Here is a 25,304-nt window from a genome sequence, read left to right on the forward strand (position 1 = left end):
ATAAATTACATAATACTGCGACTCTATCACCTTTTTAAATTAATATACTGACTAAATTGCATATATATTTCATACAGAGTTGGGAAAAAGTTGGGAACTAGAAAAGACTTATTATTTTTTCCATTGCATCTGTTTGCCCTTCTTTAGTTCCGTTATTATAATATAAGGACATATCAATTTTTGAATGGCCCAGAATGTTTGCGATGTCTTTAGGATTCAAGCCGGGAATACCGAAAGCTATGGTTGAAAATGCATGTCTCATTTTGTGTGGCCAAACATGTATATTTGCTTCTCTACTTATAATTCTGAATATTGTTGATAGCTCAGAGTATCGTACGTGTTTGGCTAAATGATTGACAAATATTAAATCATTCTTTGACATAATCAAGTTGTTAGCTGCATATGTCAACTTTGTTTGTTGAATGCATCGCTGTATGTGTTCTTCTATAATTGGCGGCATTGGGACCCAACGATTTGAGGAGGAGGTTTTTGGTGTGGAAACTTGTCCATGTATATTGATAGTTTCAAAAATACCTAACATGTTTTGTTTGACATATTTAACTCTTATCCCCATAATCTCTTCGTGACGTAGTCCTATGAGCGTTAACAAAGCCATTGTTCTTTGTTGGAGTGTTAATTTTTCTGAATCTTTAATGAAATTAAAGACAGTATTAAACTCTGATCGTGTAATTGAAGTGTCCCTAGAGGACGAGCCAGAGACTTTTATTTTTTGTATAGGATTTTTAACTATTACATCATTTAAAACTGCATCAGTAAATACTCCTGCAACAAGACCGTTAAGTAAGCGCATGTAATTTTTTGAATATTTTTTGTTTTTTGCGTATTTAGTAATCCAAGATTGATAATCTAGACGGGTTACGTCCTTTAGCTTGAATTTTCCCCACGTAGGAAATATATTTCTTTCAAACATATAAGTACTTTGTTTATAGGTTGTATAACGCCAAGAACCATTGTCAATTTTTTCTTGACAATATTGGTTGAAATATTCGTAAACAGTGATATTTTTGTTATTAAAGTTTGTTGAAACCTGATTTAAGAGATCTTGTTTAGCTGACCTAGCTTCGTCAAAAGATCTAAAACCGTGTTTTTCAATAAACTTTTTTTGGTTGTGTATCGTAATTGAAAACTTTATACGCCACTTTTTACCTTGTGTAGTCGTATAGCTTTGTATTTGTGGGTCTCGTCGTTCTTTCTTATATGTGTACCTCATTTTTTGTTATCCTTCCTGTATTTTAAACGATAGCAAGGTGTTTAATTAGGAAGTAGGGCAGTTTATAGTCATGACCATGTGGACTGACATAGAGATACATTAAAAATAGTATTAGCATACTTTTGACTTTGTTCTTTTGTCGATGCTTTTTTGAATTATCAGAATTTAAAGGACAACCACTCCAAGTATTGATGTTTCATGATTTGCATCAATGGGCATATCATCATATTTTTTATTGAGTGAAACGAACCGTGCGCCAATATCATCACTAACAAACTTTTTGACGTAAGCTTGTTGATCATAGTTTGCAATGACAATTTGCCCTGAACGAATATCGGTTCCTTTTTTGACAAAAATTATCTGCTTATCTTCAAATAAGGGCAACATGGAATCACCATTGACGATAACTGCGTAATCATGATCTGGCACTATTCCTTCATATGAGATGGTTTCTCGATACTCGTCGCTTAAATATTCTCCTGTGCCAGCAGATACTGCGCCGTAAAGTTCAATATCTTGTTTCGGCCGCTTAAAAGGTCTTGGTTGATTATTTTGTAGTTGGTATTGATGTTCACTATAAGCTAGTACTTTTTTTTGGCGATTAATAGAGAGATTAGCTAAAATGGCATTCACCTTATCACTAATGTGTAATGAATTTTCAGGTTCGATAAGTGTTGATTTTGGCACACCAAAATATTGTGACATCAGTTCAATTTTATCAATTCGCGGATAAGTATTGCCTTTTATCCAGTCAGTGAGTGTTGTGTAACTAATAGCTAAATCGTCGGACATCTTATTGCGTGTCACACCCTTTGATTTCATTAGTCTAGAAATATTTTGTGACATAATTTTTTTATTGCCTAATGAGCTCATAACGTTGATCCTTCAATGTTTTTTATACAATTATTATACGACAAAACCGTAAATAAATCAAATTAAGTCCAGTTTATTAATTATTATCTATTGACATTACGATTTAACCGTAATAGAATAAGGTTATTCAGAAAGGAGGAGACATGAAGGTAACGTTGAAAGCTCTTCGAGCTAACTTCAATCTAAGTCAACGTGAAATGGCTAGAATTGTCGGAGTTTCAAAACGAACTTGGCAAAATTATGAGCAAGGGAGAACTGTTCCCAGCACTGCTGTACTTAGTAATATCGAGAAACAATTTAATGTTAGTTATGATGAGCTTATTTTTTGTTCTAAAAAACGGTTTAACCGTAATAAGGATCCGGTTTGGATAAACCTATAGCGAGTTAGGACATAGTAACCATCGAGATAGCAAGGTGTTTTATGGCTGAAGTTGAATTGAATGATGTAATAGAAAATATGGAAAAATTGTTTTCTCAACAAATAGCAGAACTTGACAAGCTTCATCGTCAAAATGATGTGATTGTCTGGAAATCTGATAGCCAAGCTGCCGCAGAAACTGGCCTTGGTAGAACGTATTTTTCTCGTATTAGATATCGGTTACCGCACATTGAGATAGAAGATGCAGCCACCGGTGTTAAATCAACTGTCTATCCGAAGGCAGCGGTAAAAAAATGGTTAGCAGATCACATTGAGTACTACCAATAAATCTCGTAACCAGCAGAATATAAGTTTAATTGTGAAATAAACAAGGACACATAAGTGTCCCCAAATAATTGAATATCAAGTTACAAAGATAACCATCATTCGTTTAAAAGTTTGCACCTTTAGCATAACGGTTTTTGATGGAAAAAACAATAATTTGTTAAAAAGTAAGGTTAAGCATGGCAAGTTATTGTTGAATTTGTAGCGATAGTTACGGAGGGTCGATTGATTTCGGGTCGCAACGTTACTTTGATTTGAGTTCTGACGTTGCACTATTAAAACACCGTAATCGTCTGGTTGATGTCAGGGGATCCAAGGACAATGAGATAAATAGAATATCAATGGTGTCTGAGAATAAGGTTTTATTCGATTTTAGGTTTATTTAGTGTGCCATGAAGCAGTGTGAATGTGGAGCGTGCAATTTGTAGCTAAAGATCAAAGTATAGTTACATTTTTGATTTTAATTTTTATAAGATAACAAGTTTTTTGATGATGGAATTTAGTGAAAGAAAGGACGACAATGATGGAGGATAACAAACAAAAAATTGTTCTCGTCGTACGTAGTGATTATCAACGTCTCATGACATCAAGAGAGCATGCAGAATTGTTAGCTGATTTAAAGTCATTGGCTGATAAGTATGAGTTCCATGTGTCGGTTGAGACTAAAATTTAATGTGTTGTTGCTAAGAACATTTTGATTATTTAATCTGGAGTGTTCTTTTTATTTTGATTAAGAAAGCGAGTTTTAATTTTTATGAGTAAGATGTTGAAGTTGTTGCCTGAAAAGGGTAACTTGAAGTTTTTGTATTTAGGAACACCTGATAATGGACGACCACAGTTTTTAATTGAGGGTTCTGACGCTGATGCCTTGACGGTGACACCCGTTGGTAAATTTCCAGAGGGATTAAAGCCAAAAGATGTTGTTAAGTTTGAAAATATGACATTAGATTTGGTACCAATTGGTGGTTCACGGACTAAGGTTTCTGGTTTGACTGCTGTTATTAAGAAAGAGAATGAAACAGTAGCTACTACCTGGGCGAATGAGTCAGCCCGTACTATGGTTGTGGTTAAGGGTGAGTATTTCCCTGTTGTTGATACAGATTTCTTTACAGGTTCATTTATGTATGGTGCCACTCGTGATGTCTTTGAGACTTTGAATTATCAGGAACAACAAGATCGTGGTTCCCGTGTTGGTGATTTGATTGCTAAAGATGTTCGTGTGAGTGATGAAAATGGTAAGGCATTAACAGTTCGTGTGCCTGTTGGCGTATTCCCAGAGGGTGCCTTTAAGCCATTTGATAAGGTTGAATTTGAAAATTTGGTTGTGTCATTATTTGACGGTTCAACCAATGATGATCCAGATCAAGATGTTTTGTTCTTCTCTGCTAGTGGCATTTCAAAGGCAACTGCTGATAATAAGCCACAAACAACTGCTAAGCCTGCTGAAGCCAAAACTAAGTAATGGCAGGAAAGGGGTTAATCAATGAGTCAGTTATTTCCCCGTGGTTTCCGTGTTCGTTATTGGCATAGGCATTTAAGACGTGATGTTTTTATTGCAATTGGTCTTGTGCCAGTGGTCGTATTTTTGATCACGATTGTTTTTCGGTTACTTGCTATCATGCCACCTAGTAAAGGGTTAGTCAGTTTTACAAAAGCATTGATCACACAAGTTGATTGGTTGGCTTTTGTTAATAGTTTGTTACCAGGTCTCTATTTAACTTTGATTGCTATGGTTGTCTTAGTGATTGGTGCAAGTTATTGGTATTGGAAGACTTATCAATTTCAAGGGCTTTGGGCGACTGTTTTTCGTTTAGAACGCCTATCTAATTGGCTAATTGCTAATCAATACTATTTGGTCAAGGAAGTTGATGAAAAAGAACACCGTTTGAGTTTTAATTTGGGTGGTGAGAAAGGTGGTTGGCATTGGTAAAACAAAAAATTAAGCTGCCAAAAGTCAGTTTAAAAAATAATGGTAAGGTTGGTTTTTCAATCTATTTACCAATGGACGGACAAAAGTATCAGGATCGTTTTCGTGATCGACGTATTTCACAACCTCTGTCGGCTATGTTGTTTGCTGACGGTGTGGGAACAAATGATATTTTTGGGTTTAAGTCATTTGACTTTATTTCTAATCCGTTGGGATTACGCTTAGGCTTATCTGACATGACCATAACAGATCATACGATTGAAATTATGAAAGGGGTTGTTTGGGATTATGAAAAATATCCCCAGGCACTTATTTCTGGTGATACGGGTTCTGGTAAATCATTCTTTTTGTTTAGTTTACTGAATGGGTTGATTAAAAGTGGTGCGGTTGTTGATGTTGCGGATCCAAAAGAGACTGATTTATCAGTGCTTGGTAAAACAGCGTCACTAAAATATCGTGTCACTTATGGTCGTGATCGTATCTTAAAATCATTTTATCGTTTTTATCTTGAAATGATTAAGCGTGGTCGTGAATATCATGATCTATTGAATGATAATTTAGAAGAAAATGTTGGCAACTATCGTAAGTATGGTTTGAAACCACATTTTTTTGTTTTTGATGAATTTGGTGCGTTTGTTTCTGGTTTGAAATATAACGAAAGTGAAGCGATCCAACAAATTTTGGGACAAATTACCATGTTAGGTCGTCAATTAGGTTACTTTGTGGCGATTGCTATGCAGAAACCAACGGCTGATACGATTGGTAGTGCGTCTCGTGATCAATTCCAGTTCCGTGTGGCACTTGGTAAGATGAAATCTAGTGGACTGTCTATGATGTTCCCTGATGACGTTGACGAAGTGCAATTTAAGGAATTATCGAAGAATTTAAAGGGTTGGGGTTATTTAGCTATGACACCAGGGCAAGCAAGATCATTCTTTGCGCCTGTTATTCCTAAAGACTTTGTCCCGTTCAAATATTTTGATGAATTAGGTCAGCAATATCCAGCTAGTCCAGTTGAGCCAATGGGTGAGATTAAGGAATTTTTGGATAGCAAAAGCGCCAAATATGTAGAATTAAACTTTTAGTTAGTTCCTATTAGTTGTTTGGCAGGTCTAATTTGATTTAGTGATTGTAGGCAGTCGGGGTGCATGAGGCGTTAAGCAAAGCACTTACGGCACGTTGACCCTTTTCAGCCATGGAACAGCTCTGCTGTGGAAAAGGAAGCGCCCAGCTCTGCTGGTGCGCGACTGGTGGCGTTTGAAAAGGGGATTACGTGCCGTTGTGTCTTTGTAGCCGATTGTGCGCTGAATAACGTACAATCATTTGATCAAATTCGCCAACCCCCCAAATTACTAATAGGGGGGGGAAATTTACAGAAATGCCAACAGGCAACAAGCCCTCATTCTTACGGGGCGTTGATTTACAGCGATTTAAAAGCAGTGTGTAAATTCGTTTTTAAATTAAAATTCAATGTCTAAAAATCAGTTTATTATTAAATATATTTAATAAAAATAGAAAAGAGGTTATTAAAAAAAGAATTGTTATATCAGTATCTTGGTATTCTACCAAATGAATTATATGGCACAACGCATAATACAGGTTATGCGTTTTTATTTGGTCATTTTCTAGACGGTCAAGTCATTGATACACGGGTATATCAAGTTGCAGGTGATAAGTTACCCCCAGCGCTTGCATTGGGGACTATCGTGGATCCAGAACAGGTCTACCAGAAAGGAGAGGGCGATTGGTACATGACGTTTGCTACGCAGTCCGTTGATGAAAAAATGGATCGTATGCAGATTTGGGACGTTATTTACAAACAAGTAAAACATGTCAGAGAAATATTTTAAGTTAGATTATGAAGTCACTAGAGGAATTGATTTAGTGGCGTTCCGTAAAGAGTTGGACTTATCGCAAGTTCAAATGGCTTTGTTTCTTAATGTTTCACGGTCAACTTACATCAAAAAAATTGAAGCTAGTGATGAAGTGATTGCCACGTTATTAAATGCAGATCAACGGCATACGTTAAGAGTGTTGTTGAATGCAGACGGCATGAGCTTATGGCTGGATTATTTAAGTATTTCGTTTAAAATGCGTACTGCGGAATGGTTAGTCAAAACGCTTTTACAGTCGGGATATGACTTATTTATTCAACGTGACGGTGGACGTTTTGGCTATTCAATTACCTATGCTTTTGCAGGTCAAGCATTTATCACCGTGTATGGTAAAAAAGACGCGCCAGAAAGTTTGATCACGGTATCAGGGCAAGGCATACGTATTTTGGAAAATATGCTCATGCAACAAGATAGAAATATCTTTGATTTTCTCAGCCTTGCTTTGGATAACGGTGGTCATGTGACACGAATTGATTATGCTTTTAACGATATGGAACGAATTTTTAATATTTTTGATCTCTACAAGATTGTTGAAGCCAAACGCTACACGCAAAAATTTAGAAGTGAGCCAACCTTTATTGGTAATGGTCAATCGGGTGGTGCAACCATGTACTTTGGTTCTCGTAGTGGTCAAGTGTTCTTTCGTTTTTATGAAAAAGACAAGGAACAGGCAACTAAACGGCATATCCCACATGAAGAAATTGGCATAAAAAATCGTTATGAAATTGAATTAAAGCAGGATCGTGCGCAAACACTAGCCCAGCACCTTGTCAAAACCCGCAAAGTTGGACCCGAATTATTTGCTTATTTACAAGAGTACGTCAGATTTTATGAGGTACCGGTCGATAAAATGGATAAAAAAGAAATTGACAAGTTACAGCAATGGGCGCCGTGGCGTGCCTTTTTGCAACAGGCTAGTGTTGTTGAGTATGTTGCGCAACCAGTCGATTTATCTATGGCGCGTTCACTTGATTGGTTTATCACCCAAGTTGCACCAACGCTAAAAGCCTTGATCTTATATTTTGGTCAAGAAACGATAGATGAAATTATTGATGACGCAGAATTAAGTCCACGTCAAAAGAAGTTGTTATCAGTTGCTGAAAAGGTCAACTTACCTTTTTAAAAGTTAAAAATTGGAGGACACACAGATGTCAGAACAAGGAACACAATTCAAAAAAGCACTTAGCGCTACTGCAACAGAAGTCGCTAATTTTAAGGTATTATCAAAAATTGAAGACACTAATTTGTATGCTGCCGTGAATAAAGCTAAGGAAATCATGGAAAATGATCCAAAGTGGAGTGACTTAATTGGTGATGACCTAGCTAGCCTACGTCGTAACTTGTCTGTTTTGAACAAGCAATACAAGTCATTGCCAAAGGTGGCGGATAACGTTATCAATTTAGCCGAAGAAATTACGCAAAAAGTAGATCGGTTTGGGGGTATGTAAAATTTGTGTTTGATAAGTTAAAGTCAATCAAAAAAGGTTATGTTAAATCTCGTGATAAACCTGATCAGTCATTGCCTTATGCTAAAGTCCAAAAACGGGGCAAATGGATTAGGCGTTTTGTTAAAATTGCCCTGGTGTTGGTTGGATTGAGTGGTGCGGTTGCCTTTATTAAAGCTAGTAACGTGAGCCAAACTAATCATAAACTGATTGCTAAGATGAAAACGTATGATGATAAGCTAGAAAAAGCTAGTATGGGACAAAGTGTCTATTCACCTAGTCTTAATCGCTATGCACAAGGCTTTTTTCAAACCTACTTCACACAATCAGATAATGATGATGATAAGCAAAAGCGGTTAAAAGCCTTAAAAAAGTATTTTGCACCAAATATTAGTAGCACCATTTATGATAATCAAGACTCCCAAAAAGAGACGTATGTGGGATCCAGATTATTAAATACGTTTACCAAAAACGACGTGAAGATTGCACAGTATCAAGTCGGCTATACCGTTGGCAATGATAAAAATACAATTATTCGCGTTTTTAATTTGCCTTTTGCTCAAAAAGCAGGGCAGTACACTGTTTTGGCGTTACCTTATGCGACAACAGAACAAGATATTGTCGGTCATGTTGGCAAGATTGATCAAGATGATACCAATAATGCCACGTTGGCAAGCAGTGATAAAGTTCAAAAGTTTGTACAAGCCTTTAGTGAGAAGTATGTGAGTTCAAAAGCTAGTGATATGTCGTTAATCATGAAAGAGCCAGAGGGATTAGAGGGACAATACGCTGTTAAGAGTATTGATCAAGTTAGTGTTTCAGGTTCAAAAGCTAACATGAATATTAAGTATCTTTTGACACTGACAGATACAGAAACAAAGCTTGAACATTCAGAACAGATTACCTTGACCGTTTCGCCAAAGGGATCAACCTATTATGTGGTTAAAATGATCCATACACAAGGCGGTCTACTAAATTAAGAGGAGGTTATGATGAAAGCAATCGTAACAAATTTTATGTTTCAAATTCCCACAGGATCCATTAGTTTTACAGGTCTTCAACAAGAAGTAGCTGGTTGGGTGTCAGCGTTTATTGCAATGGGTATTATGTATCTAGTTGTCAGACACTTTATTAAAGGTTCAATTGGACAAATAATAGTCAGCCTTGCTGTTGGTGGTTTAGTGTACTTTGTTGTTAAAAATCCAGATACTGCCCTTAATTCTCTTGGTGGTATCTTTAAAAATATATTTGGTTAATATGGCAGAAGTTTATAACTATCAAAAGGCGTTGAAGCAAGATATTGTCATTCGTAAAATTTCAGATGAATATAGCTTACCTGTTGGGATTAGCTTGAAACCAGCCATTATATTTTTTGCTTCAGTGGTTGTTATTTATCTTATTTTTCACGTACCATTGCAAGCCTTTTATCATGCTAATTCAGACTTAGGTAAATTAGTTTATGTGGGCGCATATATTGTTATGCCTGTTGGGATCGTCTCTTTATCAAACAGAGTGAAGCCTGACGGCTTAGGATTAGTGCAGTATGCAATTTCAATAGCGACGTTTGGTGTTAAAAAAATTCTAAGTCGGACAGTTTATTATCATGATCGTGTCCTGCCAAATGGTTATTTTGAAACTAGTCACATGGCAGACACGCCTATTATTATTCAAAAATCTAAAAGTCGTGATTGACGTTAAATATCAGAAAGGATAAGCGCTAAAAATAGCGCTTTTTAATTACAAAAAATTATGGAAAATTCAAAGACGTACAAGTTGTATAAATCAGGTAAGTTGTGGGTGATTGGAGCCGTTGCAGTAGCTGGTGTTGCTGTGAGTGCTAATACCACACAAGTGAATGCTGATACAGTCTCAAACGCTGACACACAAGCAGTGACAGCGACTGATACCACGCAAAATGATAAGCAAGTGCAATTGACTGCTTCATCAACTGATCAGGCTAAGACTGATGATACGGCAAAGGCTGACACTGTTTCTTCAACCGCTGAAAAAAGTACAGTGCCAACAACTGCTGGCTCAAATGTGACACAAGACCAGGCAAAGGATAGTGTCGATAAGGCACAAGATACAGTTAAGAATGACGCAGAGACAGCTTCAAAGGCTGGCGTTGATGTGACAACTGGTAAGACAACTGATGTCACAATCAATGATGATAATGCTTCATCAAAAACAAATGAAGTGCTATCTGATTTGAACAAGCAGGATCAAGCAGTGAAAGACGCTACAGCAAAGCAACAAGCCAATGATCAAGCTTATGACAAGGCAACAACTGATCAAAAAGACGCTACGACAAAGGGACAGGCTGATATTGATAAGTCAACGGCTGATTTAGATAAAGAAGTTGACAATGCCAAGCAGGCAGGAATTGATGTCAGTGTTGAAGTGTCAAAGACTGCTCCAGAATACAAGTCATTGAAAGGACTTGAAGGGCAGGACTTGTTAGACGCAATGGCTTATAACATTGACTTGTACAATAAAGCGATTGCGGACGGTGTGGCAACACAAAATCAAGACGCACAAACATTGGCTAACTTGACGGCTGAATATCAAAAGCAAGTCGCTGATTATCAAGCCAAAAAGGCAGCCGTTGATAAGGCAAACGCTGATAAAAAAGCAGCTTATGATAAGGCAGTGGCAGAGTTTGAAAAAGCGGTTAATACCGAAATTAGTATGAGTGCTAAGACACAAACGGACGCTTCAAGTGGTCAATACAAAACCTTTATGACTTCTACTGTTAATCAAAAGACAGGCGAATTTACGCTTGAACATGATATGAATGACGGTGTGCATGTGATTGGTCATGGTGTTTTGAAAGGTAAGGTCAATTGGAAAGTTGTTGCCAATGGTGACGGTTCAGAAACAATCACCGTTTCATCAATTGAGTTGTACTCATACACCTATACGAACTATTATCAAAACTCGGCTGTTAATCAAAACATTAACTTCCATGTTTATGATTTGAATGGTAAGGAATTGTTCTCTGTTTATCATGACGGTAATACCACCTTTACTAAGAACATCAACTCAACGACTGCAATTAACAAGACGTTTACGTTGGCACCGAATGCGACAAGTTCAGCTATTCAATTCCTAACAGTTGATGATAACTGGATTTGGAACACGCATGGTCAAGTTGAATGGCAAATTAAAAACACTAATGTGACACCAACTTCACCAACGTATGAACAAGAGCCAACGGCACCAGTTGCCCCAAAGGCAAGCGTTCATAAGATTACCGTAGCAGATATGCCAACGGCTGATAAGCCACAGGTACAAAAAGTTGCTGTGCATTATTACAACATCAAAAAGACACCTAAGGTTGAAAAGACGGCAACGCCTGCAACACCAGCTACACCAAAGGCTGTTGAAACAGCAAGTATTTTGCCACATACAAATGCTAAGGAACAAGGTAGTGGGACAGTATTAGGTATTATGGCAAGTATTGCTAGTCTAGGTTTGCTTGGTGCAATCAGTAAGAAGTTTAAGAAGCAAAACTAATTAGATTAACTGCTGGTCGTGACGTTATCACAGAATATAACCAAATGGGGTGTGAAGCCCAAATAATGTAAAGGTGTGCGTTATGTCATTAAGTGATAATCAGGAATTAAAGAAGCGTATCAATTATCTACAATCACAATTAGATTTAGTTGATGTTGCTGTTCATTCATTGCCTATTTTGGTGGCTAATGTAGAAAATAATCGAACGGTAGCACAATGTGATGAAGCCATTAGTAAATTTACTAATGATTTAAAAACCTTGTATGGTGATTTGGCTTTGTTTAAAGATATTAAATTTTAAGAAATGGAAGTATAGGAAATGCAAAAACAACTTTTAATCGCAGGTTCAGTGCTTGGTGCTTTGGCATTAGGTCATCAAGCGGTCAACGCTGATACTGTGCCAACAACTGGTACGAGTACCGCTCAATCAGTACAAGCAACCTCTACTGGTTTACCACAAGTAAAAGCAGTCGCTTTAACGGCTAGTGTGGATCCAGTGGCAAGTGCGACATCATCAAGTGGTGATTTTTCAGATAATGATGATAGTAATTTGCCAGGTGGTGACACAGGTTCAAGCTCATCATCAGATAATGGTGGGTCAAGTTCATCAGATGACAATAGTGGTACTGATACACCAACGCCAACACCAGGTGATGATGATGATAATGGTTCAACATTGCCAGATGACAATGGTGGCTCATCATCAGATAATGGTGGATCAAGTTCATCAAGTGATCAAGGTGGCTCATCATCAGATAACGGTGGGTCAAGTTCATCATCAGACAATGGTGGATCAAATTCATCAAGTGATCAAGGTGGCTCATCATCAAATAATGGTGGGACAGATAATTCAAATGCTGGTGGATCAAGTTCATCAAACGATAATAACACAGTACCTTTGACACCAACTACACCTGATAAGAATGATCAGGGTGAAGTCAATCATGTGAAACCAGTTGATGTCACACCTGATAGTTCTGGTAACGTTGTTTCAGTGCCAACACAAGTCGCTAGTGTGCCTAGTGTTGCCCGTGCTGTTGAAGCCTATAACCAAGCGCTAACTGCTAATGATAAGGACGCTACTAACGCTAAGGTTGTTGAAGCAAAGCAAAAGTTAGATGACGCTGTTGCCAAAGCCTTACCAGAAACACATGCCACACAAGCAAAATCATCAATTGGCATTTTAAGCGCTGTTTCAGGCGTTTTGGCAATGACAGGCGCATTGATATTCAAACGTTTTAAAAATTGATGAGTTCGCACCTAAAGGGGGTGTTTTTTTAATGATTAAGTTTAGTGAAATTAAAATATTTGTTGGTGCTGTGAATGTACCGTCTCTTGGTCAATGGTTTACATTGCCTGTGTCACCTAGTCGGGTAACACAAGTTTTAACCGAAAAAGGCGCTATTGGAGCAGGCACTGGTAATGAAGAAATCATAATTAGTGATTATGAAGCGCCATTTAAAATAGATCCCTATGAGTCAATTGTTAAGCTTAATAATATGGTGGAAAGTGCCAAACGTGCCGTTGAAAATGGTGTTGATGAGCAGACTTTGGCTGATTTATATAGTCATGGGTTAATCTTGCTGGATAACACGATTGATAATCAAGTTGAAAATTTAACGATTATTAAAGCAGAAGATGAAGATGACTTAGCCAACGAAGTGATCGCAAGGCGTGGTGGTGTTGGTCAGCTATCAAATGATGAGATTGAGACCTATTTTGATTTTAAGAAATACGGACATGATCTGATTTTGGGTGGTGATTTTACTAAGTTACCTCATGGCGAATATGTAGGATCGTAGTGTTAGTTGCCGAATTTAAAGCGATATATAATGCTTATCTCTATGACCTAAATGTCACAGATATTAAGTGGACGTATCTCAAAACCACTTTAGAATTACGCTATTTTGACGCGAATGGTTTAATTCAAATCAGGTGGCGCATTAAGAATGGTTTTGTGTTGGAAGATACAAAGAAAGTGATTGTCTATTAGCAATCATCTGCAAAGCCTAGACTTTGTAGGTACATAACAAATAAAAAATAAGGAGACATCAATGAAACTTGCAGTACCATTTAAAGCCGTGAAAAATAATATTTTATTAACCCAGGACAATCAAGCTTGGGCGTATTTTAACATTGAAGCACTAAGTATTTCAGATAATGATGAGGAGGGTATTTCAAAACGACAGACACAATTGAGTTTGTTATTTGATCGTCTCGCTGATTTTGAAGATTTTGAGTTGCGTCTTTATAATCGTGATTTAGATTTGGTTAATCGTTATAAAGAGTTACAGCCCTCTTTGGCAACAGATATGGGTGATACACCCGTTCAAATGATTGTAGATGAAATTAGTGCCATTACCGCTACTGGTGTCTCACAAACAATTGAGCGCTTTGTTTTGGGTATTAAATTACATAATCAAAATTCTGGTAAAGTGATTAAACAAGCCACTAATGCTATGAATAATTTTGTAGATGAGTTGGCTGGTTGGTTTAATTATGAAAAGCCATTTGATGAAAAACTGTTTGATGATTTTAGACCTAGTGAAAAACAGGCTTATGAAAAAGTTGGTTATTTGGACCATACTAGGCGTTTGACCACTGATGAATTAGTTCATTTAATGCGTAATAATTTTATCCAGGGACAGCTACATGATTTTAGAAAAGTCGGACAAGAACGTGATATTTTCAAATTAAGTGATACGGTGATTGATGACGGGGCAGTCAGTGGCTACGTTAAATTAGTGAATGACGACAATGTGCGTTATGTTGCCAAATTAGTGTTATCGACAACGCCAGAAAACATCACAGGCTTTCATTTATTCCGACTGGTACAAAATATGAGTTATCCAATCGACATCAATTTAAAAGCACATTATTATAAGTCAGAGGGTATCTATGGTTTATCGGTTCGTGCTGGTCAATCGTTAAAGACTGCTAGTAATAATGTGAAAGAGCGTTATCAAGCGGAGGGATTTTCTTCTAGTAAAGATGACAATACGGTTGAAATAGCCGAAGTGCTAAACGATCATATTTCAGAAAAGAAAAACTTCTTTTCCACCTTAGTCACGTTTACGGTATCAGCGGAAGACATTGAAACCCTACATGATCGTGTTGATAATTTAATTGAGTCCTTTAAGAGTATGGACGTGATTGTTGTGAAACCAATAGGCGAACAAAAGCGTCTGTTTTATTACGATTTAATGGGTTCTGATGTGTCCCAAAATCGCTATTGGGTACAACTATTGACCAGTGAGGGTATCGGTGAGCTATTGTTTGCCGTCAATCAACAAGTTGGTAGTAATATTGGCTTTTATATTGGACGAGGAGCACCAAAAACAGTTGCCAATAGCACCCAGGACGCATTAGACAGTTCAAAGCGCTTGGTCTTTTTTAATCCGTTGATTACCAACGAAATTTTAGACGGATCCACCAGCACAACCAGCCCTAATATTATGATTACGGGTAAAACAGGTAGAGGAAAGTCTTATCTCACTAAAATTATTTTGAAAATTATTCAACTTTCAAATGCCCAAGCAATCTATTTTGATCCTAAGCAGGAAATGCATAAATGGTATTCAGCGGTATTAAATGATCAGAATTTTAAAGAAGATTATCCAGATGAATATACATTATTGAATAATGTGCGTTTTGTGACACTTGATGTTTCTGATAATACAAACTATGGTGTTTTAGATCCTTTTATTGTGATTGATGTAAGTGGTACAGCAGGACAAACGCAATCTAACCAGGAAAATTTGAAAGCAACTGTGACAGAAATTTTTAAACAAATTTACCGTGATTATGGTTCCTTAATTCGTGAAACAGAATTAGATCTAGCCATTGATAAAATTATTCAAAAGCGACAAGCTGGTGAAACGGTTGGTATGTTAGATGTCATTGAAGCATTAGCCCAGAATGAAGATGATGATGTGAAACATTTAGCCAAGTTTTTATCAGGTAAAGTCACTCGTAGTTCATTATCCCTAGTTTTTTCACATGGTGAAAGTGAGGGATTGAAGTTAAACAATCGGATTACTATTCTTGAAACAGCAGGATTGACATTGCCACAACATGACAAATCGACACAGGATTACACCGAATTTGAGGTAGCAAGTATGATTGTGATGACGGTGTTAGGGGTCTTTAGTCGGACGTTTGCGACACGTGATTATGATGAAAAAACGGTTGAAATATTTGATGAAGCCTGGACGTTTACAACGTCTGATATTGGTAGTCGTATTTTTAATGAAATGGCACGTATTGGACGTTCTGCCAATAACTTGTTAATTCCAGTGACACAATCAGTTCATGATGTTAAAAGTGATAATTTTGGTGTTTTATTTGCCTTTGATGAGGATAAGGAACGGCCAGATATTTTACAACATGTTGGTTTGCCAGTTAATGATGATAACATCAAGGAATTAGGTAATATGGTCATGGGACAGTGTTTCATGAAAGATATTTATGGACGGGTTGAAAAAATAACGGTTGATGAACCATTGGTTGCTATGCAACGTGCCTATCAGACGGTTAAAGCTGGTGACACGGCACAAGCCGAAAAAGCTTATCGCTAATATGTTAAAATAGAACAGTCGATAGTTAAGTTAAGTGGTGGCTATTCTTTCAACAGAAAAGAGGTGGTGCTTATGGTGTAAAACCTATAAACACGAACTCTAGGAAAGGAAAAGCCTGGTGTCTGTTTCAGACGCTTTACAGCTCATGTTTATGTTTGGCACTTTTATAGTTGCCTTACTAGCATTGGTTGTTGAGTTGATTAAAAGTCAACAAAAAAAATAACCACTCAACTTTGCACGGTTGTGGTTATTAAACACTAATATGTGAATAGTCACTGCTTAGCAGGCTATTGATGTTAAAGGGAGTAGTTCGAGCTACTTCCTTTTTCTATACACAATTATAACATGATGATTGAAATGATGAAAGGAAAACACATGCAAATCAAATTTTGTCGGAAGCTGATTATTTTGGCTTCTTTTTTGTTTGTTTTAGGCTTTGCACAAACGCAAGTGTCCGCAGATGATAGCAGTAGTTCAAGTAGTACGTTAGTTAATCAAGATACGCTTAATGCAATTGATGACGCTTCAAAACAAGCTGATAAAGCGGTAGATGAGGTTACAAGTGACGCAGAAAAGAAATCGGGCGATACTAATACCGCTGATAACTCATTTAAAGCCAGTGACGCACAAAACATCAACAAGCTTAATGACTCACTATTTTCATGGCAACCTTATTCAGAAAAAATTGGTGTGACAGATTTAGCCAATAATACGGGTATGGGCTTAGCTAAGTTCTTTTGGTATTTGAATACCTTGATTTATCAAATTAATGATGAGCTATTGAGCGCCTTATCAAATGACGGTAATTTATCAAAAGCCTTTACACAAGCACAAAACTCTGTTTCTAGTAAGGTTAAAGGTATTTTTGATGAGGGTAAAGTCTTATTTGGCGGGTTAGCTTTGATTGTTTTGGCTATTACTGGATTTATGCACTTTGCCAGTGGTCGTACGTCATCAGCGGTTAGAATGGTCGTTAATTTTGTTGGTATTTTGTTGGTCGCCACGCTTTGGTATGGTAACGGTAATGAGCTATTTAATCAAATTAATCAAGCCAGTGACGCAGGACAAGCGCAGGTTTTAAAGGTCATTGGCAATAGCAATGATAATGTTAAACCAGGTGATACGTTAAGAGTGGGATATTTTGAGCGATCCATTGAACGACCTTATTTCTTGATGAATTATGGTAAAGCAACGGCAGACGCAGTTACTAAAGCAAGTGGTAATCCATATCAGTTTATTTCCACTAATAGCAGTAGAGATGATGAAAAGGTTCAAGCTCAGGTAGATAAACAAAAGAAACAATTTCCTACCTTAGCTAAAAATAATTCATTTAATAAGGCAGGTATGAGTTTAGTTGCCATTGTGGTATCAGTTGTGAATGCTATTCCTTATGACGCAGTGGCTTTGTTTAATATCTTTGTTATGGTCATTGAGTTAGCTTTGTACTTGTTATCACCTTTTGTTCTAGTATCAGCATTGTTTCCGCAATTTTCACGCAATGGTTATAAAATTGTTGGTGCAACAATCATGTGGGGTATTGCTAAAATTGGGTCTGGTTTCTTAATTGTCTTGGTAGGTGCTTTACAGAAGTTCACTGATAGTTTTGTCCCCGCAACAAACTTTGGTTCTTATGCCGTTAATGCCCTTTTGTTTTTCTTCTTAGTCTATATTGTTTACAAATTCCGTGGTAAATTGTTTGAATTTGTTGGGGTTAGTTATTCAAGAGTTGAGGGTAATATGCCACAATCCATGCGTTTATCTAATCTACGTGAAAAAGGACAGAGTATTAAGCAATCCAGCGTGGGTCAAAAGATTAGTCAAATGGGACCTATGCAACGTATGTCACAACGACGGGATGTTCGTGATGAAATGAAGACAAAACAGGCGGAAGAAAAGCGCCAACAAAATCTTTCACGTGTTCGTGATCAGTTATTAGGTAAAGAACAGGCAAAAACACAAAAATTGTCAGATAAGCATAAAAAGCCATTGACGGTTGATGAATTTAAAAAGCCAATGGATTCTAAAGGTTTTGATGATCAAAAACATTCAAAGTTTGAAAAAGACGGGGTACATCTACCTAAATCAAACTTTGAAGCTAAACAGCCGAATAGTCGCGTCAATAACCCAAAAAGTAAAGACAATCAACAGGAAGTGGCTAAAAATCGTGAAGCAATTAAACGTCAATTATATGGTGATCAAACGACACAACCACAACCCAAGACACTTGATAAAGTACCTGATAAACCTACCTTTGATCAATCAAAGACACCAAAACGTCAAGAAATTGCTAAGGAGCAATCAAAAACGGTTGATCGTGATAAGATAGCTCGTGAATTATTAGCCGAACGTGATAAACAAAAGGTACAAAAACAGCAGTTGCGTAATGAAAAAGGCAGTCAGTTAAAAAATAAATTTGGAAAGGATAACTCGTGAAAAAAATGTTTATAATAATCGCTACAATCCTTGTGGCAGTAGTAACTACGGCGTTTTTATGGTATAATAATAAGTATCATGATACACCAAATGATCAATTAAAAAGTGCGTTTCATCAAACCCTGGGTAAGCATAAAACCGTGATCATTTTTCATAAAAAGGGGTGTTCAACCTGTGAGAAGTTGACGGGTGATGTCAATAAATTGCAAAAAATGCGTGATCAAAATAATCAGGCAACCATTGTCGTTGACTACATGAATTTAGCAACACGACAATATTTTGAACAGTATCACGTTCAAGTAGCACCAACTGTCTTAGTGGTACAAAAAGGGGCAGTCATCAAACGAATTGTGAAGCCAACACATGAACAAATGGCACAAATTGCGAGAGAATAAATCAATTGATTGGAGAGTTATGAATAAAAAATCAGCGTTGACATTAGGATCTATTGGGGGCGTGTTAGTTATTTTGCTTATCATCATTGCTTTTATGATGACAGGACAACACAAGACAGGTTCACAGTCATCTAGTTCTAAGTTACCAAAAATTAATCAAGCTAAAGTGATGAAGCGTATTGATTATGAAATATTTTCAATGAATAATGACGGTCGTTATACAGAAAATGTTGATAATGAGGATAATACTACATTTATAGATGGTGAGAAATTTGGGGATAGGCAAGCGTCTATTACGGCTATGATTTATGCTAGTGCACTTCATACTGATGTTCCAAATTCTGGTATGGGATATAGTGCAATTTTCAAAGAGCATGAAATAGAAAACTTAACAGCCAAGTGGGAAAAAGGTGGCAATGCGTTTGTTGCTAAAGGCTACTTTGTTGTGAAAGATACGGGTAAAAGATATCCGTTTGCCTTTGAGTTCAACGCTGATTATATGATCTTACAAGAGTGGTATGGAAAGGATATTAAAATTTAAAAATGACAAACACTATAATTAAAGTGTTAAGTGCTATTGGGTTTTTCCTGATTGGCGCTTTTTTTTATACACAATTTCAAAAGTCTCAAATTAAACAAGCCACTACCACGGTTGCTAAATTATCTGCGACACAAACGGTCACGACTAGTAGTGGCACGATTACAAAAGTAATCGCTAATGATAATAAATTACCAGATGATATCCAACCAAAAGCTACCGTTAATGCTTTGTTTAATGCAGGCTATGTATCAGACAAACAAGTGTTATCAAAGGTGGCAAATGATAAAGTCAGAAAATTTGTTAAGCAGTTTTTAGGGCAGTTAGAGAGTAATCCAGCACAAGCCAAGAAATGGCATGTCTCGGATAATCAATTGCTATTTAGCCAACAAGGAGACAGCCTATTATTTTTTGGTGCTTTAAAGGCAACTAATGGGAGTCGGACAATAAATTATCAGTTACTAGGACAATTAAATGAAAAGGGTAATGAGGTGATTTCATTGACGCTAGGCAATTTGACAAAGGGGGATCAATAATGACACGTAAAACAGAAATTGGTTATTATGCCCTATTAGTTGTGTTGGTACTTGGTAGTTTACGATTTGGTCAACTGATGTGGCAACAGCAACAAACTTTATCACATTTGCAAAAACAAGCTAAGCAATTAAAGCAAAAACAAAGCAGTGTCAAAATTAGTCATCAAAAAGTGAAGCAGATAGTTGCCAAAAGTACCATTACGAAAGCTAGTGAGACCAGTCAACAGTTTTTCAATCTTGCGTATAATTGGTCATCTGGATCCGATTATAAAAAACGCACAAAGAAAATTCAGCAAGCACAATTAGCAACCAGTCAAGTTTTAACCAATGATTATTTATTCCCACAAGTTGGTGGCACGGCTGATTATATTGATAATAATGGTTTGAAGTCTAGTGTGGTTCAGGTTGCTTATTATCCAAAAACAACTAATGATGATGAAACTAGTGGCGTGGTTGGTGTTGCAGTGAATGCCAAACATGACAGTGATGTTGGTAATGGTGAAACACGTTATTATTACTTTAATATCACTTATTTAGCCAGTGACAATCAAATTAGTAGTCTTGATTATATTGGTCGATTAGCCGTTAATCAAAGCACAGACTTTAATACCTTTAATCCTTATGAGTAATCATCAAGGATTTTTTTGTGGTCTAAAGTTTAGAAAGGAAATCATGTGAAAAATAAAGTGAAGCAAGCCGTTGTCATGAAGATTGCTGTATTTTGTGCGCCCCTGCTTGTCATCTTAATACCAGTCTTACTAATCATTGCCCTGACTATGAATAATCCTAGTGTGACTTGTCAAACTGATACCACGACGACAACAACTAGTTCAGATAGCGGTTCAAGCAATGGCTCTTTAACGGATAAAAATTCAGATATTGGTAAGCGAATTAGTTACATTGCTGATCGTTTTAAAAAAGCTGGTTATTCAGGGAACAACATTTCAGCCATTATTGCGATTGGTTGGCGTGAGAGTAATTTAAACCCTAAAGCAGTTAATCCTGCTGGTTCTGTTAAAGGTATTTGGCAATGGGGTGCTGGTGGTATCAATGGTAATCGTTATCAAAATACCGCAGATACGGTTGAAGCCCAGGTCGATTTAGCTTTTAAAGAATTGGCTAGTAGCCATACGGTCGCTCGATTAGGATTAGCTAATGCCAAAGATATTGATAGTTCAGCTTTAGCTTGGGACACAGGCTTTGAGGGTGTTGGGGCAAGTGATCCACAACGTAAAGTGTCAGAAGTTAAAGCATGGGCGCAAACCATTCAGAAAACTTATGATTTAAACTTTGAGGGATCATTAAGCAGTGGTGATAATGCTGTTAGTGATAGTGGCAAATCAGCTAACAATAGTTCTGATAGTGATAGCAATAATCAGAGTGCTTATTGTAATACTGATGACAGTGGTTCGGCAGACGGCACAGGGAAAATTAAAGAAAGTGGGCTATCATTTTGGGATAAAAACAGTATTCCAGATGATATTAAGCCTTATGTACACAATATTACAGCTAAAAAGTTAGATTGGAGCTTAACCACACCCGACGCTTATAATCAGTGTGCTGGGTTCTCACAGGTCTATATGAATGCCATTTGGTCACCAAATTTTACCTTTAGAGGCAATGGTAATGTCACAGCACAAGCCGTGGCACAGGTCACAGGGGTAAAAGTCACCACAACACCAAAGGCTGGGGCAGCCTTTTCTTCTGATCGTCCTAATCATACAGGCGTTGTGTTGCATGTGTTAGCAAATGGGGACTTAATTATCGCTAATCAAAATGCGGTAAAGTCAGGACAAAATGCAGGGACTACTAAGGATTATGAAATTACTTTAGTCCCTAAAAAGTCTTATGCAAAAGACAGTCAAGCAGTTGGTTATGGGGATATGACATTTGCTTATCCTGGTGACAATTCAAAGTATAAATTACATTGGTAAAGAGAGGAAAATAAACTATGACAACAGTACAAGTTGGTTCAGATATTAGTATTTTGCCAGATAGTGCCTATCAATTGGTGAAAGAAATATTTATAACCGTAAAAAATGATTATTTGCACTTATATACGGCTTATCAAAGTTCAAACAAGTTAAGTAGCAAGGCTATGCAGGCAGTTTATATTGAATTAGCACATTTCTATCAACGTTATGATGATAGAATGACACCCTATTTGGCACAGGATTTATATGAGCAAATTAAGCAAGTAGAACGCTTAGTAGAATTATTGACAACGTGTGACCAGGCATTAGAAAATTTAGATCAAACCATTAGTTTAATTGAACATCAATATGAAGATGAAGCTGTCATCAATGACGCTATGAAAACGATACGTAAACAGTATCAGGCGTTATTAGAGAAAGTTGGCTTAGACGGTAGTGTGATTGATCAGGTTAATCAATCAATAGATGACATTCATAGTCAGTATCGCAGACTACGTGTTCAAAATAAAGCGCTATTCTTTGCACAACTGGAAAATATTCATGATCAGACAATCAAGTATATTAGACACTATATTGAGATTGAGTTTATTCAAAAACGGATTGATTATGGATTTGATCAGTTTAATACATTTTTGCGATTGGTTGTAGATAATGCAGTATATCGCAAACAATAATGTAACGAGTATTGTCATAGCTAACATAGTATATGTAAAGTAATATAGGACATTTTGTTTGTCGTTGTTTCAATTAAAAAATGCATTGGTTGGTCAAATTACATATATCATCACGAGTTGGTAGTTGGTCGATAGCTGAATTTTTGTCTAATTTATTGATATAACATCAACTTACAAAAAAGTAACAATTACTGACTTAGTAATTGTTACTTTCTTGATAATTAAATTAGTAATTAATACTAATTTAATATTTTATAATCCTTATGAAAATCATTGCTACTAATTACTTTCAATTGTTTTTCATCTAGAACAAGGTAATCTCCTATTGTGGCGGGAACGACAGACCAAGGAGCATTGACAAGTAAAGTATCATTGTTGACTTTATGCCAACGTATGTTAGTCGTTCTAAAGGCTTCGTTGACCCAAGCGTCATTTATTTGTTCGTGACTAATTTTCCAGAATTCGACAATTCTTTCACCATGTTTTGCTTTCATTATTTTACCTCGTTATTTTCAAATTTTTTATAAAGTGGATGAATTATTTGCCTTGCACTTTCATCGGTAATTTTTTCGTACACGTTTTCAAAGTTATCAAATTCTCCTATAGAAAAATAATACTCTCCTATAAGAGCCTCCAATACTTGTGGGCTAACATGAGATGTGTCAGCTGCATCACTAGGTAACGACAGGTAGTCCAGAAATAAATATTGTAAGTTCTCACGCAATTTTTTATGATTTTCTAGTAGAATTGCTTGGTATTTTAATAAAATAAAGGGAATGTAATCAGGCTTTAGTTTAAGACCTGTGTGTATAGTACGCAAAGTACCTGATAGATCATCATCTTCCAATTGCATTTGTGCATAACGATGTATTAAAAATATATCATATTTACTATGTTTAATGTTTATTAATGACACTGGCTGACTAGTGTCAATTAATAAAGATTTTTCGAGCATGGCTTTATAAGAATATTTTTCCTTACTATTAGCCAATGCATGGGGGTCAATTTGAGACAATGATCGAATATCAAGTTTGTCGTCTAATTTAATATTTTTTAACAATAGATTTGTGTATCTTTTTTCTTTATCAAATTTTTGGATCTCTGATGATGAGAGACCGTAATTTGTTACCGAAATATTGGTCTCAATCTCTGATAATAACTTATTGTTAGAAACTATTGTCTCATGTACCAATCCAGTAAATTTGGTTTCATCTTTCTGTCTTAATAATCTAAGTGGTTCAAAAAACATTTCAGTTTTGGGAGCGTAACTTTTGATTGAAAGAGCAACTGGATTATCAGGACTCAAATAATCTATGAGCGTGAGCAATTGTTTTAAGTAATTTTTGTCGGAGATGGGTTGTAATATTTCGTCGGAATCTAGAAAAAATATCCATTCACCAGAGGCTTTTGATAATTGTTTATTTCTCATCAAAGAGTAATCTTCAACCCACTTATCTTCTGATAGTATTACATTAGATTTATTCAACGATTCAACAACCGATATCGTATTATCGGTACTTCCGGTATCTACCACAACAATTTCGTCGGCCAATTCAGATATATGTTTTATAACATTACCAATATAATTTTCCTGATTTTTTACCAAAATTATTGTTGATATGGTGGTTAAATTTTCTAATTTTAAATTATTCAAAAAGTCCTCTATAGAATGATTAATAAGGTCTATGGAAATATCAAATTCATTTTTAGATAAGTTGAAATAAGTATCAATATCTATAATTTTTTTTGCAACTACTTTAGATGTCTGAGACAAATTGGCCAAATTTTCTTTAATTATGTTAATAAAATTGTAGTATTTCATAAATTAAATATGTCCTTACAAAAATAAATCCCCTTTCAAAATTTTAGAAATTTGTTAGGGGAATGAATTATTAACCGTGCCAATAAACACTATATGGCGGAAGAATATTGTGATCTAGATTGTAAAAAAAGTCGCTCCAAGATCCCTTCTTCTTTCCTCCCGATACCGACGAAAGATCAGTATCATTGAGTTCATTGAACAACGTTAACATACTTTTATCCATAACGATTACGTTCCTTTCATTTCGAATACTACTCAAAAACACTATGTTCTTGATAAACCTATTGTAAGCGTTTACAATTAAGAGTGTAAAGACAATTTGTTATGCTTGGTTACGTTGATTAATTGAGGTTTAGGTTTATTTTTTTAATATTTTTCCTTGAAAAAATACGGTAAAAACGAATATTATAATTATAATTTGATTAATTGTTCCATTATTTCACTGTTTATTCAAGAGAAAGGTTGATTAATATTATGAATTATGAAAAAAATGACGTACACAGTGTCATTCCATACAATATAAAAAGTATTCGAATACTGCACTGTATGACTCAGAAAGAACTATCTGTTTTGATTAATGTCAGCGAGGCAACTATATCGCATTATGAAAGTGGTACAAGAACTCCGGATATAGAAACTATGATTGCAATAGCCGATATATTTGATGTATCTGTTGATTTTTTGATTAATCATAATACAGACAAAAATAAAAGTGAGTTTGATGGAAAATAAGGTGTGAGTATTTAAATTATCGGAAAACTATTAATGACAGAAACATGTAGGCGATATTAGTAAATAAAATTTA

33 protein-coding genes are annotated in these 25,304 nt (G+C 36.1%); 28 read left to right on the forward strand and 5 right to left on the reverse strand.

Annotation, left to right across the window (positions count from 1 at the left end; translation table 11 throughout):
• Window positions 1-97 precede the first annotated feature (97 nt).
• Together IAE53_RS05055 and IAE53_RS05060 are read right to left on the reverse strand one after the other, a co-directional pair.
• The gene (locus IAE53_RS05055) at window positions 98-1,231 is read right to left on the reverse strand and encodes a site-specific integrase (protein WP_200136227.1); all 1,134 of its coding nucleotides are present in this window, start codon (window positions 1,229-1,231) and stop codon (window positions 98-100) included.
• A gap of 165 nt (window positions 1,232-1,396) precedes the next feature.
• A complete protein-coding gene (locus tag IAE53_RS05060; protein WP_200136228.1) occupies window positions 1,397-2,104 on the reverse strand; it encodes a S24 family peptidase in 708 nt (235 codons plus the stop codon).
• Window positions 2,105-2,247: 143 nt separating this feature from the next.
• On the opposite strand from IAE53_RS05060, the gene IAE53_RS05065 reads away from it, so the two are divergent.
• The 27 genes from IAE53_RS05065 to IAE53_RS05195 all read left to right on the forward strand — a co-directional run bounded on the left by IAE53_RS05065 (window position 2,248) and on the right by IAE53_RS05195 (window position 22,677).
• The gene (locus tag IAE53_RS05065; protein ID WP_200136229.1) at window positions 2,248-2,484 is read left to right on the forward strand and encodes a helix-turn-helix domain-containing protein; all 237 of its coding nucleotides are present in this window, start codon (window positions 2,248-2,250) and stop codon (window positions 2,482-2,484) included.
• A gap of 41 nt (window positions 2,485-2,525) precedes the next feature.
• Complete coding sequence (locus IAE53_RS05070; protein WP_200136230.1) at window positions 2,526-2,810, forward strand: hypothetical protein; 285 nt, start codon at window positions 2,526-2,528, stop codon at window positions 2,808-2,810.
• Between the two features lie 517 nt (window positions 2,811-3,327).
• A complete protein-coding gene (locus tag IAE53_RS05075; RefSeq protein WP_200554199.1) occupies window positions 3,328-3,480 on the forward strand; it encodes a hypothetical protein in 153 nt (50 codons plus the stop codon).
• Between the two features lie 81 nt (window positions 3,481-3,561).
• A complete protein-coding gene (locus IAE53_RS05080) occupies window positions 3,562-4,269 on the forward strand; it encodes a hypothetical protein (protein ID WP_200136232.1) in 708 nt (235 codons plus the stop codon).
• A gap of 21 nt (window positions 4,270-4,290) precedes the next feature.
• Window positions 4,291-4,737: a hypothetical protein gene (locus IAE53_RS05085; protein ID WP_200136233.1), complete on the forward strand. Its 447-nt coding sequence runs from the start codon at window positions 4,291-4,293 to the stop codon at window positions 4,735-4,737.
• Complete coding sequence (locus IAE53_RS05090) at window positions 4,731-5,819, forward strand: cell division protein FtsK (protein ID WP_188353497.1); 1,089 nt, start codon at window positions 4,731-4,733, stop codon at window positions 5,817-5,819. Before IAE53_RS05085 ends, IAE53_RS05090 begins: the two co-directional genes overlap by 7 nt.
• 126 nt (window positions 5,820-5,945) lie before the next feature.
• Window positions 5,946-6,212, forward strand: a complete 267-nt coding sequence (locus tag IAE53_RS05095) for a hypothetical protein (protein WP_200136234.1) — start codon at window positions 5,946-5,948, stop codon at window positions 6,210-6,212.
• 60 nt (window positions 6,213-6,272) lie between these two features.
• On the forward strand, window positions 6,273-6,584 hold the full coding sequence (locus IAE53_RS05100) for a hypothetical protein (RefSeq protein WP_050884916.1): 312 nt from the start codon (window positions 6,273-6,275) through the stop codon (window positions 6,582-6,584).
• On the forward strand, window positions 6,565-7,752 hold the full coding sequence (locus tag IAE53_RS05105; RefSeq protein WP_200136235.1) for a replication initiation factor domain-containing protein: 1,188 nt from the start codon (window positions 6,565-6,567) through the stop codon (window positions 7,750-7,752). Before IAE53_RS05100 ends, IAE53_RS05105 begins: the two co-directional genes overlap by 20 nt.
• 25 nt (window positions 7,753-7,777) lie before the next feature.
• Complete coding sequence (locus IAE53_RS05110) at window positions 7,778-8,077, forward strand: hypothetical protein (protein ID WP_200136236.1); 300 nt, start codon at window positions 7,778-7,780, stop codon at window positions 8,075-8,077.
• 5 nt (window positions 8,078-8,082) lie between these two features.
• Window positions 8,083-9,054, forward strand: a complete 972-nt coding sequence (locus IAE53_RS05115) for a conjugal transfer protein (RefSeq protein WP_200136237.1) — start codon at window positions 8,083-8,085, stop codon at window positions 9,052-9,054.
• Between the two features lie 12 nt (window positions 9,055-9,066).
• Window positions 9,067-9,330 (forward strand): TcpD family membrane protein, encoded by a 264-nt coding sequence (locus IAE53_RS05120; protein WP_200136238.1) that lies wholly within the window; start codon window positions 9,067-9,069, stop codon window positions 9,328-9,330.
• 1 nt (window position 9,331) lies between these two features.
• Entirely contained in the window at window positions 9,332-9,766 is a 435-nt protein-coding gene (locus tag IAE53_RS05125) for a TcpE family conjugal transfer membrane protein (RefSeq protein ID WP_200136239.1), read from the forward strand.
• Between the two features lie 57 nt (window positions 9,767-9,823).
• Window positions 9,824-11,590, forward strand: a complete 1,767-nt coding sequence (locus tag IAE53_RS05130; RefSeq protein ID WP_200136240.1) for a KxYKxGKxW signal peptide domain-containing protein — start codon at window positions 9,824-9,826, stop codon at window positions 11,588-11,590.
• An 82-nt stretch (window positions 11,591-11,672) separates the two neighbouring features.
• Window positions 11,673-11,891, forward strand: coding sequence for a hypothetical protein (locus tag IAE53_RS05135; RefSeq protein WP_200136241.1), 219 nt, complete (start codon window positions 11,673-11,675; stop codon window positions 11,889-11,891).
• A gap of 18 nt (window positions 11,892-11,909) precedes the next feature.
• Window positions 11,910-12,839 carry a serine-rich aggregation substance UasX gene (uasX, locus tag IAE53_RS05140; protein ID WP_200136242.1) on the forward strand — a complete coding sequence of 310 codons (930 nt, stop codon included), beginning with the start codon at window positions 11,910-11,912 and terminating at the stop codon, window positions 12,837-12,839.
• 31 nt (window positions 12,840-12,870) lie between these two features.
• On the forward strand, window positions 12,871-13,392 hold the full coding sequence (locus IAE53_RS05145) for an antirestriction protein ArdA (protein WP_099045095.1): 522 nt from the start codon (window positions 12,871-12,873) through the stop codon (window positions 13,390-13,392).
• Window positions 13,392-13,583: a hypothetical protein gene (locus IAE53_RS05150; protein WP_004903368.1), complete on the forward strand. Its 192-nt coding sequence runs from the start codon at window positions 13,392-13,394 to the stop codon at window positions 13,581-13,583. The genes IAE53_RS05145 and IAE53_RS05150 overlap by 1 nt, the downstream gene beginning before the upstream one ends.
• A 61-nt stretch (window positions 13,584-13,644) precedes the next feature.
• The gene (locus IAE53_RS05155) at window positions 13,645-16,167 is read left to right on the forward strand and encodes an ATP-binding protein (RefSeq protein ID WP_200136243.1); all 2,523 of its coding nucleotides are present in this window, start codon (window positions 13,645-13,647) and stop codon (window positions 16,165-16,167) included.
• Window positions 16,168-16,285: 118 nt separating this feature from the next.
• A complete protein-coding gene (locus IAE53_RS05160; protein WP_004903361.1) occupies window positions 16,286-16,390 on the forward strand; it encodes a putative holin-like toxin in 105 nt (34 codons plus the stop codon).
• Between the two features lie 152 nt (window positions 16,391-16,542).
• Complete coding sequence (locus tag IAE53_RS05165) at window positions 16,543-18,600, forward strand: CD3337/EF1877 family mobilome membrane protein (protein WP_200136244.1); 2,058 nt, start codon at window positions 16,543-16,545, stop codon at window positions 18,598-18,600.
• Window positions 18,597-18,995, forward strand: coding sequence for a thioredoxin family protein (locus tag IAE53_RS05170; protein WP_200136245.1), 399 nt, complete (start codon window positions 18,597-18,599; stop codon window positions 18,993-18,995). Before IAE53_RS05165 ends, IAE53_RS05170 begins: the two co-directional genes overlap by 4 nt.
• Before the next feature lie 19 nt (window positions 18,996-19,014).
• Window positions 19,015-19,536 carry a hypothetical protein gene (locus IAE53_RS05175; protein WP_200136246.1) on the forward strand — a complete coding sequence of 174 codons (522 nt, stop codon included), beginning with the start codon at window positions 19,015-19,017 and terminating at the stop codon, window positions 19,534-19,536.
• A gap of 2 nt (window positions 19,537-19,538) precedes the next feature.
• Entirely contained in the window at window positions 19,539-20,069 is a 531-nt protein-coding gene (locus tag IAE53_RS05180) for a hypothetical protein (protein WP_200136247.1), read from the forward strand.
• Window positions 20,069-20,698: a hypothetical protein gene (locus tag IAE53_RS05185; protein ID WP_200136248.1), complete on the forward strand. Its 630-nt coding sequence runs from the start codon at window positions 20,069-20,071 to the stop codon at window positions 20,696-20,698. Before IAE53_RS05180 ends, IAE53_RS05185 begins: the two co-directional genes overlap by 1 nt.
• Window positions 20,699-20,743: 45 nt before the next feature.
• On the forward strand, window positions 20,744-22,003 hold the full coding sequence (locus IAE53_RS05190; RefSeq protein WP_200136249.1) for a phage tail tip lysozyme: 1,260 nt from the start codon (window positions 20,744-20,746) through the stop codon (window positions 22,001-22,003).
• 17 nt (window positions 22,004-22,020) lie between these two features.
• Window positions 22,021-22,677, forward strand: a complete 657-nt coding sequence (locus IAE53_RS05195) for a hypothetical protein (protein ID WP_200136250.1) — start codon at window positions 22,021-22,023, stop codon at window positions 22,675-22,677.
• A 239-nt stretch (window positions 22,678-22,916) separates the two neighbouring features.
• Here IAE53_RS05195 and IAE53_RS05200 read toward each other — a convergent pair whose 3' ends face one another.
• From IAE53_RS05200 to IAE53_RS11605, 3 genes are all read right to left on the reverse strand, one after another.
• Window positions 22,917-23,171, reverse strand: a complete 255-nt coding sequence (locus tag IAE53_RS05200) for a hypothetical protein (RefSeq protein ID WP_200136251.1) — start codon at window positions 23,169-23,171, stop codon at window positions 22,917-22,919.
• Complete coding sequence (locus IAE53_RS05205; protein WP_200136252.1) at window positions 23,171-24,499, reverse strand: glycosyltransferase; 1,329 nt, start codon at window positions 24,497-24,499, stop codon at window positions 23,171-23,173. Before IAE53_RS05205 ends, IAE53_RS05200 begins: the two co-directional genes overlap by 1 nt.
• Window positions 24,500-24,569: 70 nt before the next feature.
• Entirely contained in the window at window positions 24,570-24,722 is a 153-nt protein-coding gene (locus IAE53_RS11605) for a bacteriocin (RefSeq protein WP_200136253.1), read from the reverse strand.
• A gap of 251 nt (window positions 24,723-24,973) precedes the next feature.
• Here IAE53_RS11605 and IAE53_RS05215 point away from each other — a divergent pair, with 251 nt between their 5' ends.
• Complete coding sequence (locus IAE53_RS05215; RefSeq protein ID WP_255527363.1) at window positions 24,974-25,231, forward strand: helix-turn-helix domain-containing protein; 258 nt, start codon at window positions 24,974-24,976, stop codon at window positions 25,229-25,231.
• Window positions 25,232-25,304: the final 73 nt, after the last annotated feature.

Source organism: Leuconostoc sp. S50 (assembly GCF_016624925.1).
Classification (GTDB): domain Bacteria; phylum Bacillota; class Bacilli; order Lactobacillales; family Lactobacillaceae; genus Leuconostoc; species Leuconostoc pseudomesenteroides.

Coding starts and splice junctions, on each gene's coding strand:
- IAE53_RS05070 (WP_200136230.1), top strand. CDS start 2,526: ATGGCTGAAGTTGAATTGAATGATGTAATAGAAAATATGGAAAAATTG.
- IAE53_RS05075 (WP_200554199.1), top strand. CDS start 3,328: ATGATGGAGGATAACAAACAAAAAATTGTTCTCGTCGTACGTAGTGAT.
- IAE53_RS05065 (WP_200136229.1), top strand. CDS start 2,248: ATGAAGGTAACGTTGAAAGCTCTTCGAGCTAACTTCAATCTAAGTCAA.
- IAE53_RS05085 (WP_200136233.1), top strand. CDS start 4,291: ATGAGTCAGTTATTTCCCCGTGGTTTCCGTGTTCGTTATTGGCATAGG.
- IAE53_RS05200 (WP_200136251.1), bottom strand. CDS start 23,171: ATGAAAGCAAAACATGGTGAAAGAATTGTCGAATTCTGGAAAATTAGT.
- IAE53_RS05135 (WP_200136241.1), top strand. CDS start 11,673: ATGTCATTAAGTGATAATCAGGAATTAAAGAAGCGTATCAATTATCTA.
- IAE53_RS05175 (WP_200136246.1), top strand. CDS start 19,015: ATGAATAAAAAATCAGCGTTGACATTAGGATCTATTGGGGGCGTGTTA.
- IAE53_RS05145 (WP_099045095.1), top strand. CDS start 12,871: ATGATTAAGTTTAGTGAAATTAAAATATTTGTTGGTGCTGTGAATGTA.
- IAE53_RS05155 (WP_200136243.1), top strand. CDS start 13,645: ATGAAACTTGCAGTACCATTTAAAGCCGTGAAAAATAATATTTTATTA.
- IAE53_RS05110 (WP_200136236.1), top strand. CDS start 7,778: ATGTCAGAACAAGGAACACAATTCAAAAAAGCACTTAGCGCTACTGCA.
- IAE53_RS05195 (WP_200136250.1), top strand. CDS start 22,021: ATGACAACAGTACAAGTTGGTTCAGATATTAGTATTTTGCCAGATAGT.
- uasX (WP_200136242.1), top strand. CDS start 11,910: ATGCAAAAACAACTTTTAATCGCAGGTTCAGTGCTTGGTGCTTTGGCA.
- IAE53_RS05055 (WP_200136227.1), bottom strand. CDS start 1,231: ATGAGGTACACATATAAGAAAGAACGACGAGACCCACAAATACAAAGC.
- IAE53_RS05205 (WP_200136252.1), bottom strand. CDS start 24,499: ATGAAATACTACAATTTTATTAACATAATTAAAGAAAATTTGGCCAAT.
- IAE53_RS05105 (WP_200136235.1), top strand. CDS start 6,565: ATGTCAGAGAAATATTTTAAGTTAGATTATGAAGTCACTAGAGGAATT.
- IAE53_RS05185 (WP_200136248.1), top strand. CDS start 20,069: ATGACACGTAAAACAGAAATTGGTTATTATGCCCTATTAGTTGTGTTG.
- IAE53_RS05165 (WP_200136244.1), top strand. CDS start 16,543: ATGCAAATCAAATTTTGTCGGAAGCTGATTATTTTGGCTTCTTTTTTG.
- IAE53_RS11605 (WP_200136253.1), bottom strand. CDS start 24,722: ATGGATAAAAGTATGTTAACGTTGTTCAATGAACTCAATGATACTGAT.
- IAE53_RS05215 (WP_255527363.1), top strand. CDS start 24,974: ATGAATTATGAAAAAAATGACGTACACAGTGTCATTCCATACAATATA.
- IAE53_RS05125 (WP_200136239.1), top strand. CDS start 9,332: ATGGCAGAAGTTTATAACTATCAAAAGGCGTTGAAGCAAGATATTGTC.
- IAE53_RS05060 (WP_200136228.1), bottom strand. CDS start 2,104: ATGAGCTCATTAGGCAATAAAAAAATTATGTCACAAAATATTTCTAGA.
- IAE53_RS05180 (WP_200136247.1), top strand. CDS start 19,539: ATGACAAACACTATAATTAAAGTGTTAAGTGCTATTGGGTTTTTCCTG.
- IAE53_RS05120 (WP_200136238.1), top strand. CDS start 9,067: ATGAAAGCAATCGTAACAAATTTTATGTTTCAAATTCCCACAGGATCC.
- IAE53_RS05080 (WP_200136232.1), top strand. CDS start 3,562: ATGAGTAAGATGTTGAAGTTGTTGCCTGAAAAGGGTAACTTGAAGTTT.
- IAE53_RS05130 (WP_200136240.1), top strand. CDS start 9,824: ATGGAAAATTCAAAGACGTACAAGTTGTATAAATCAGGTAAGTTGTGG.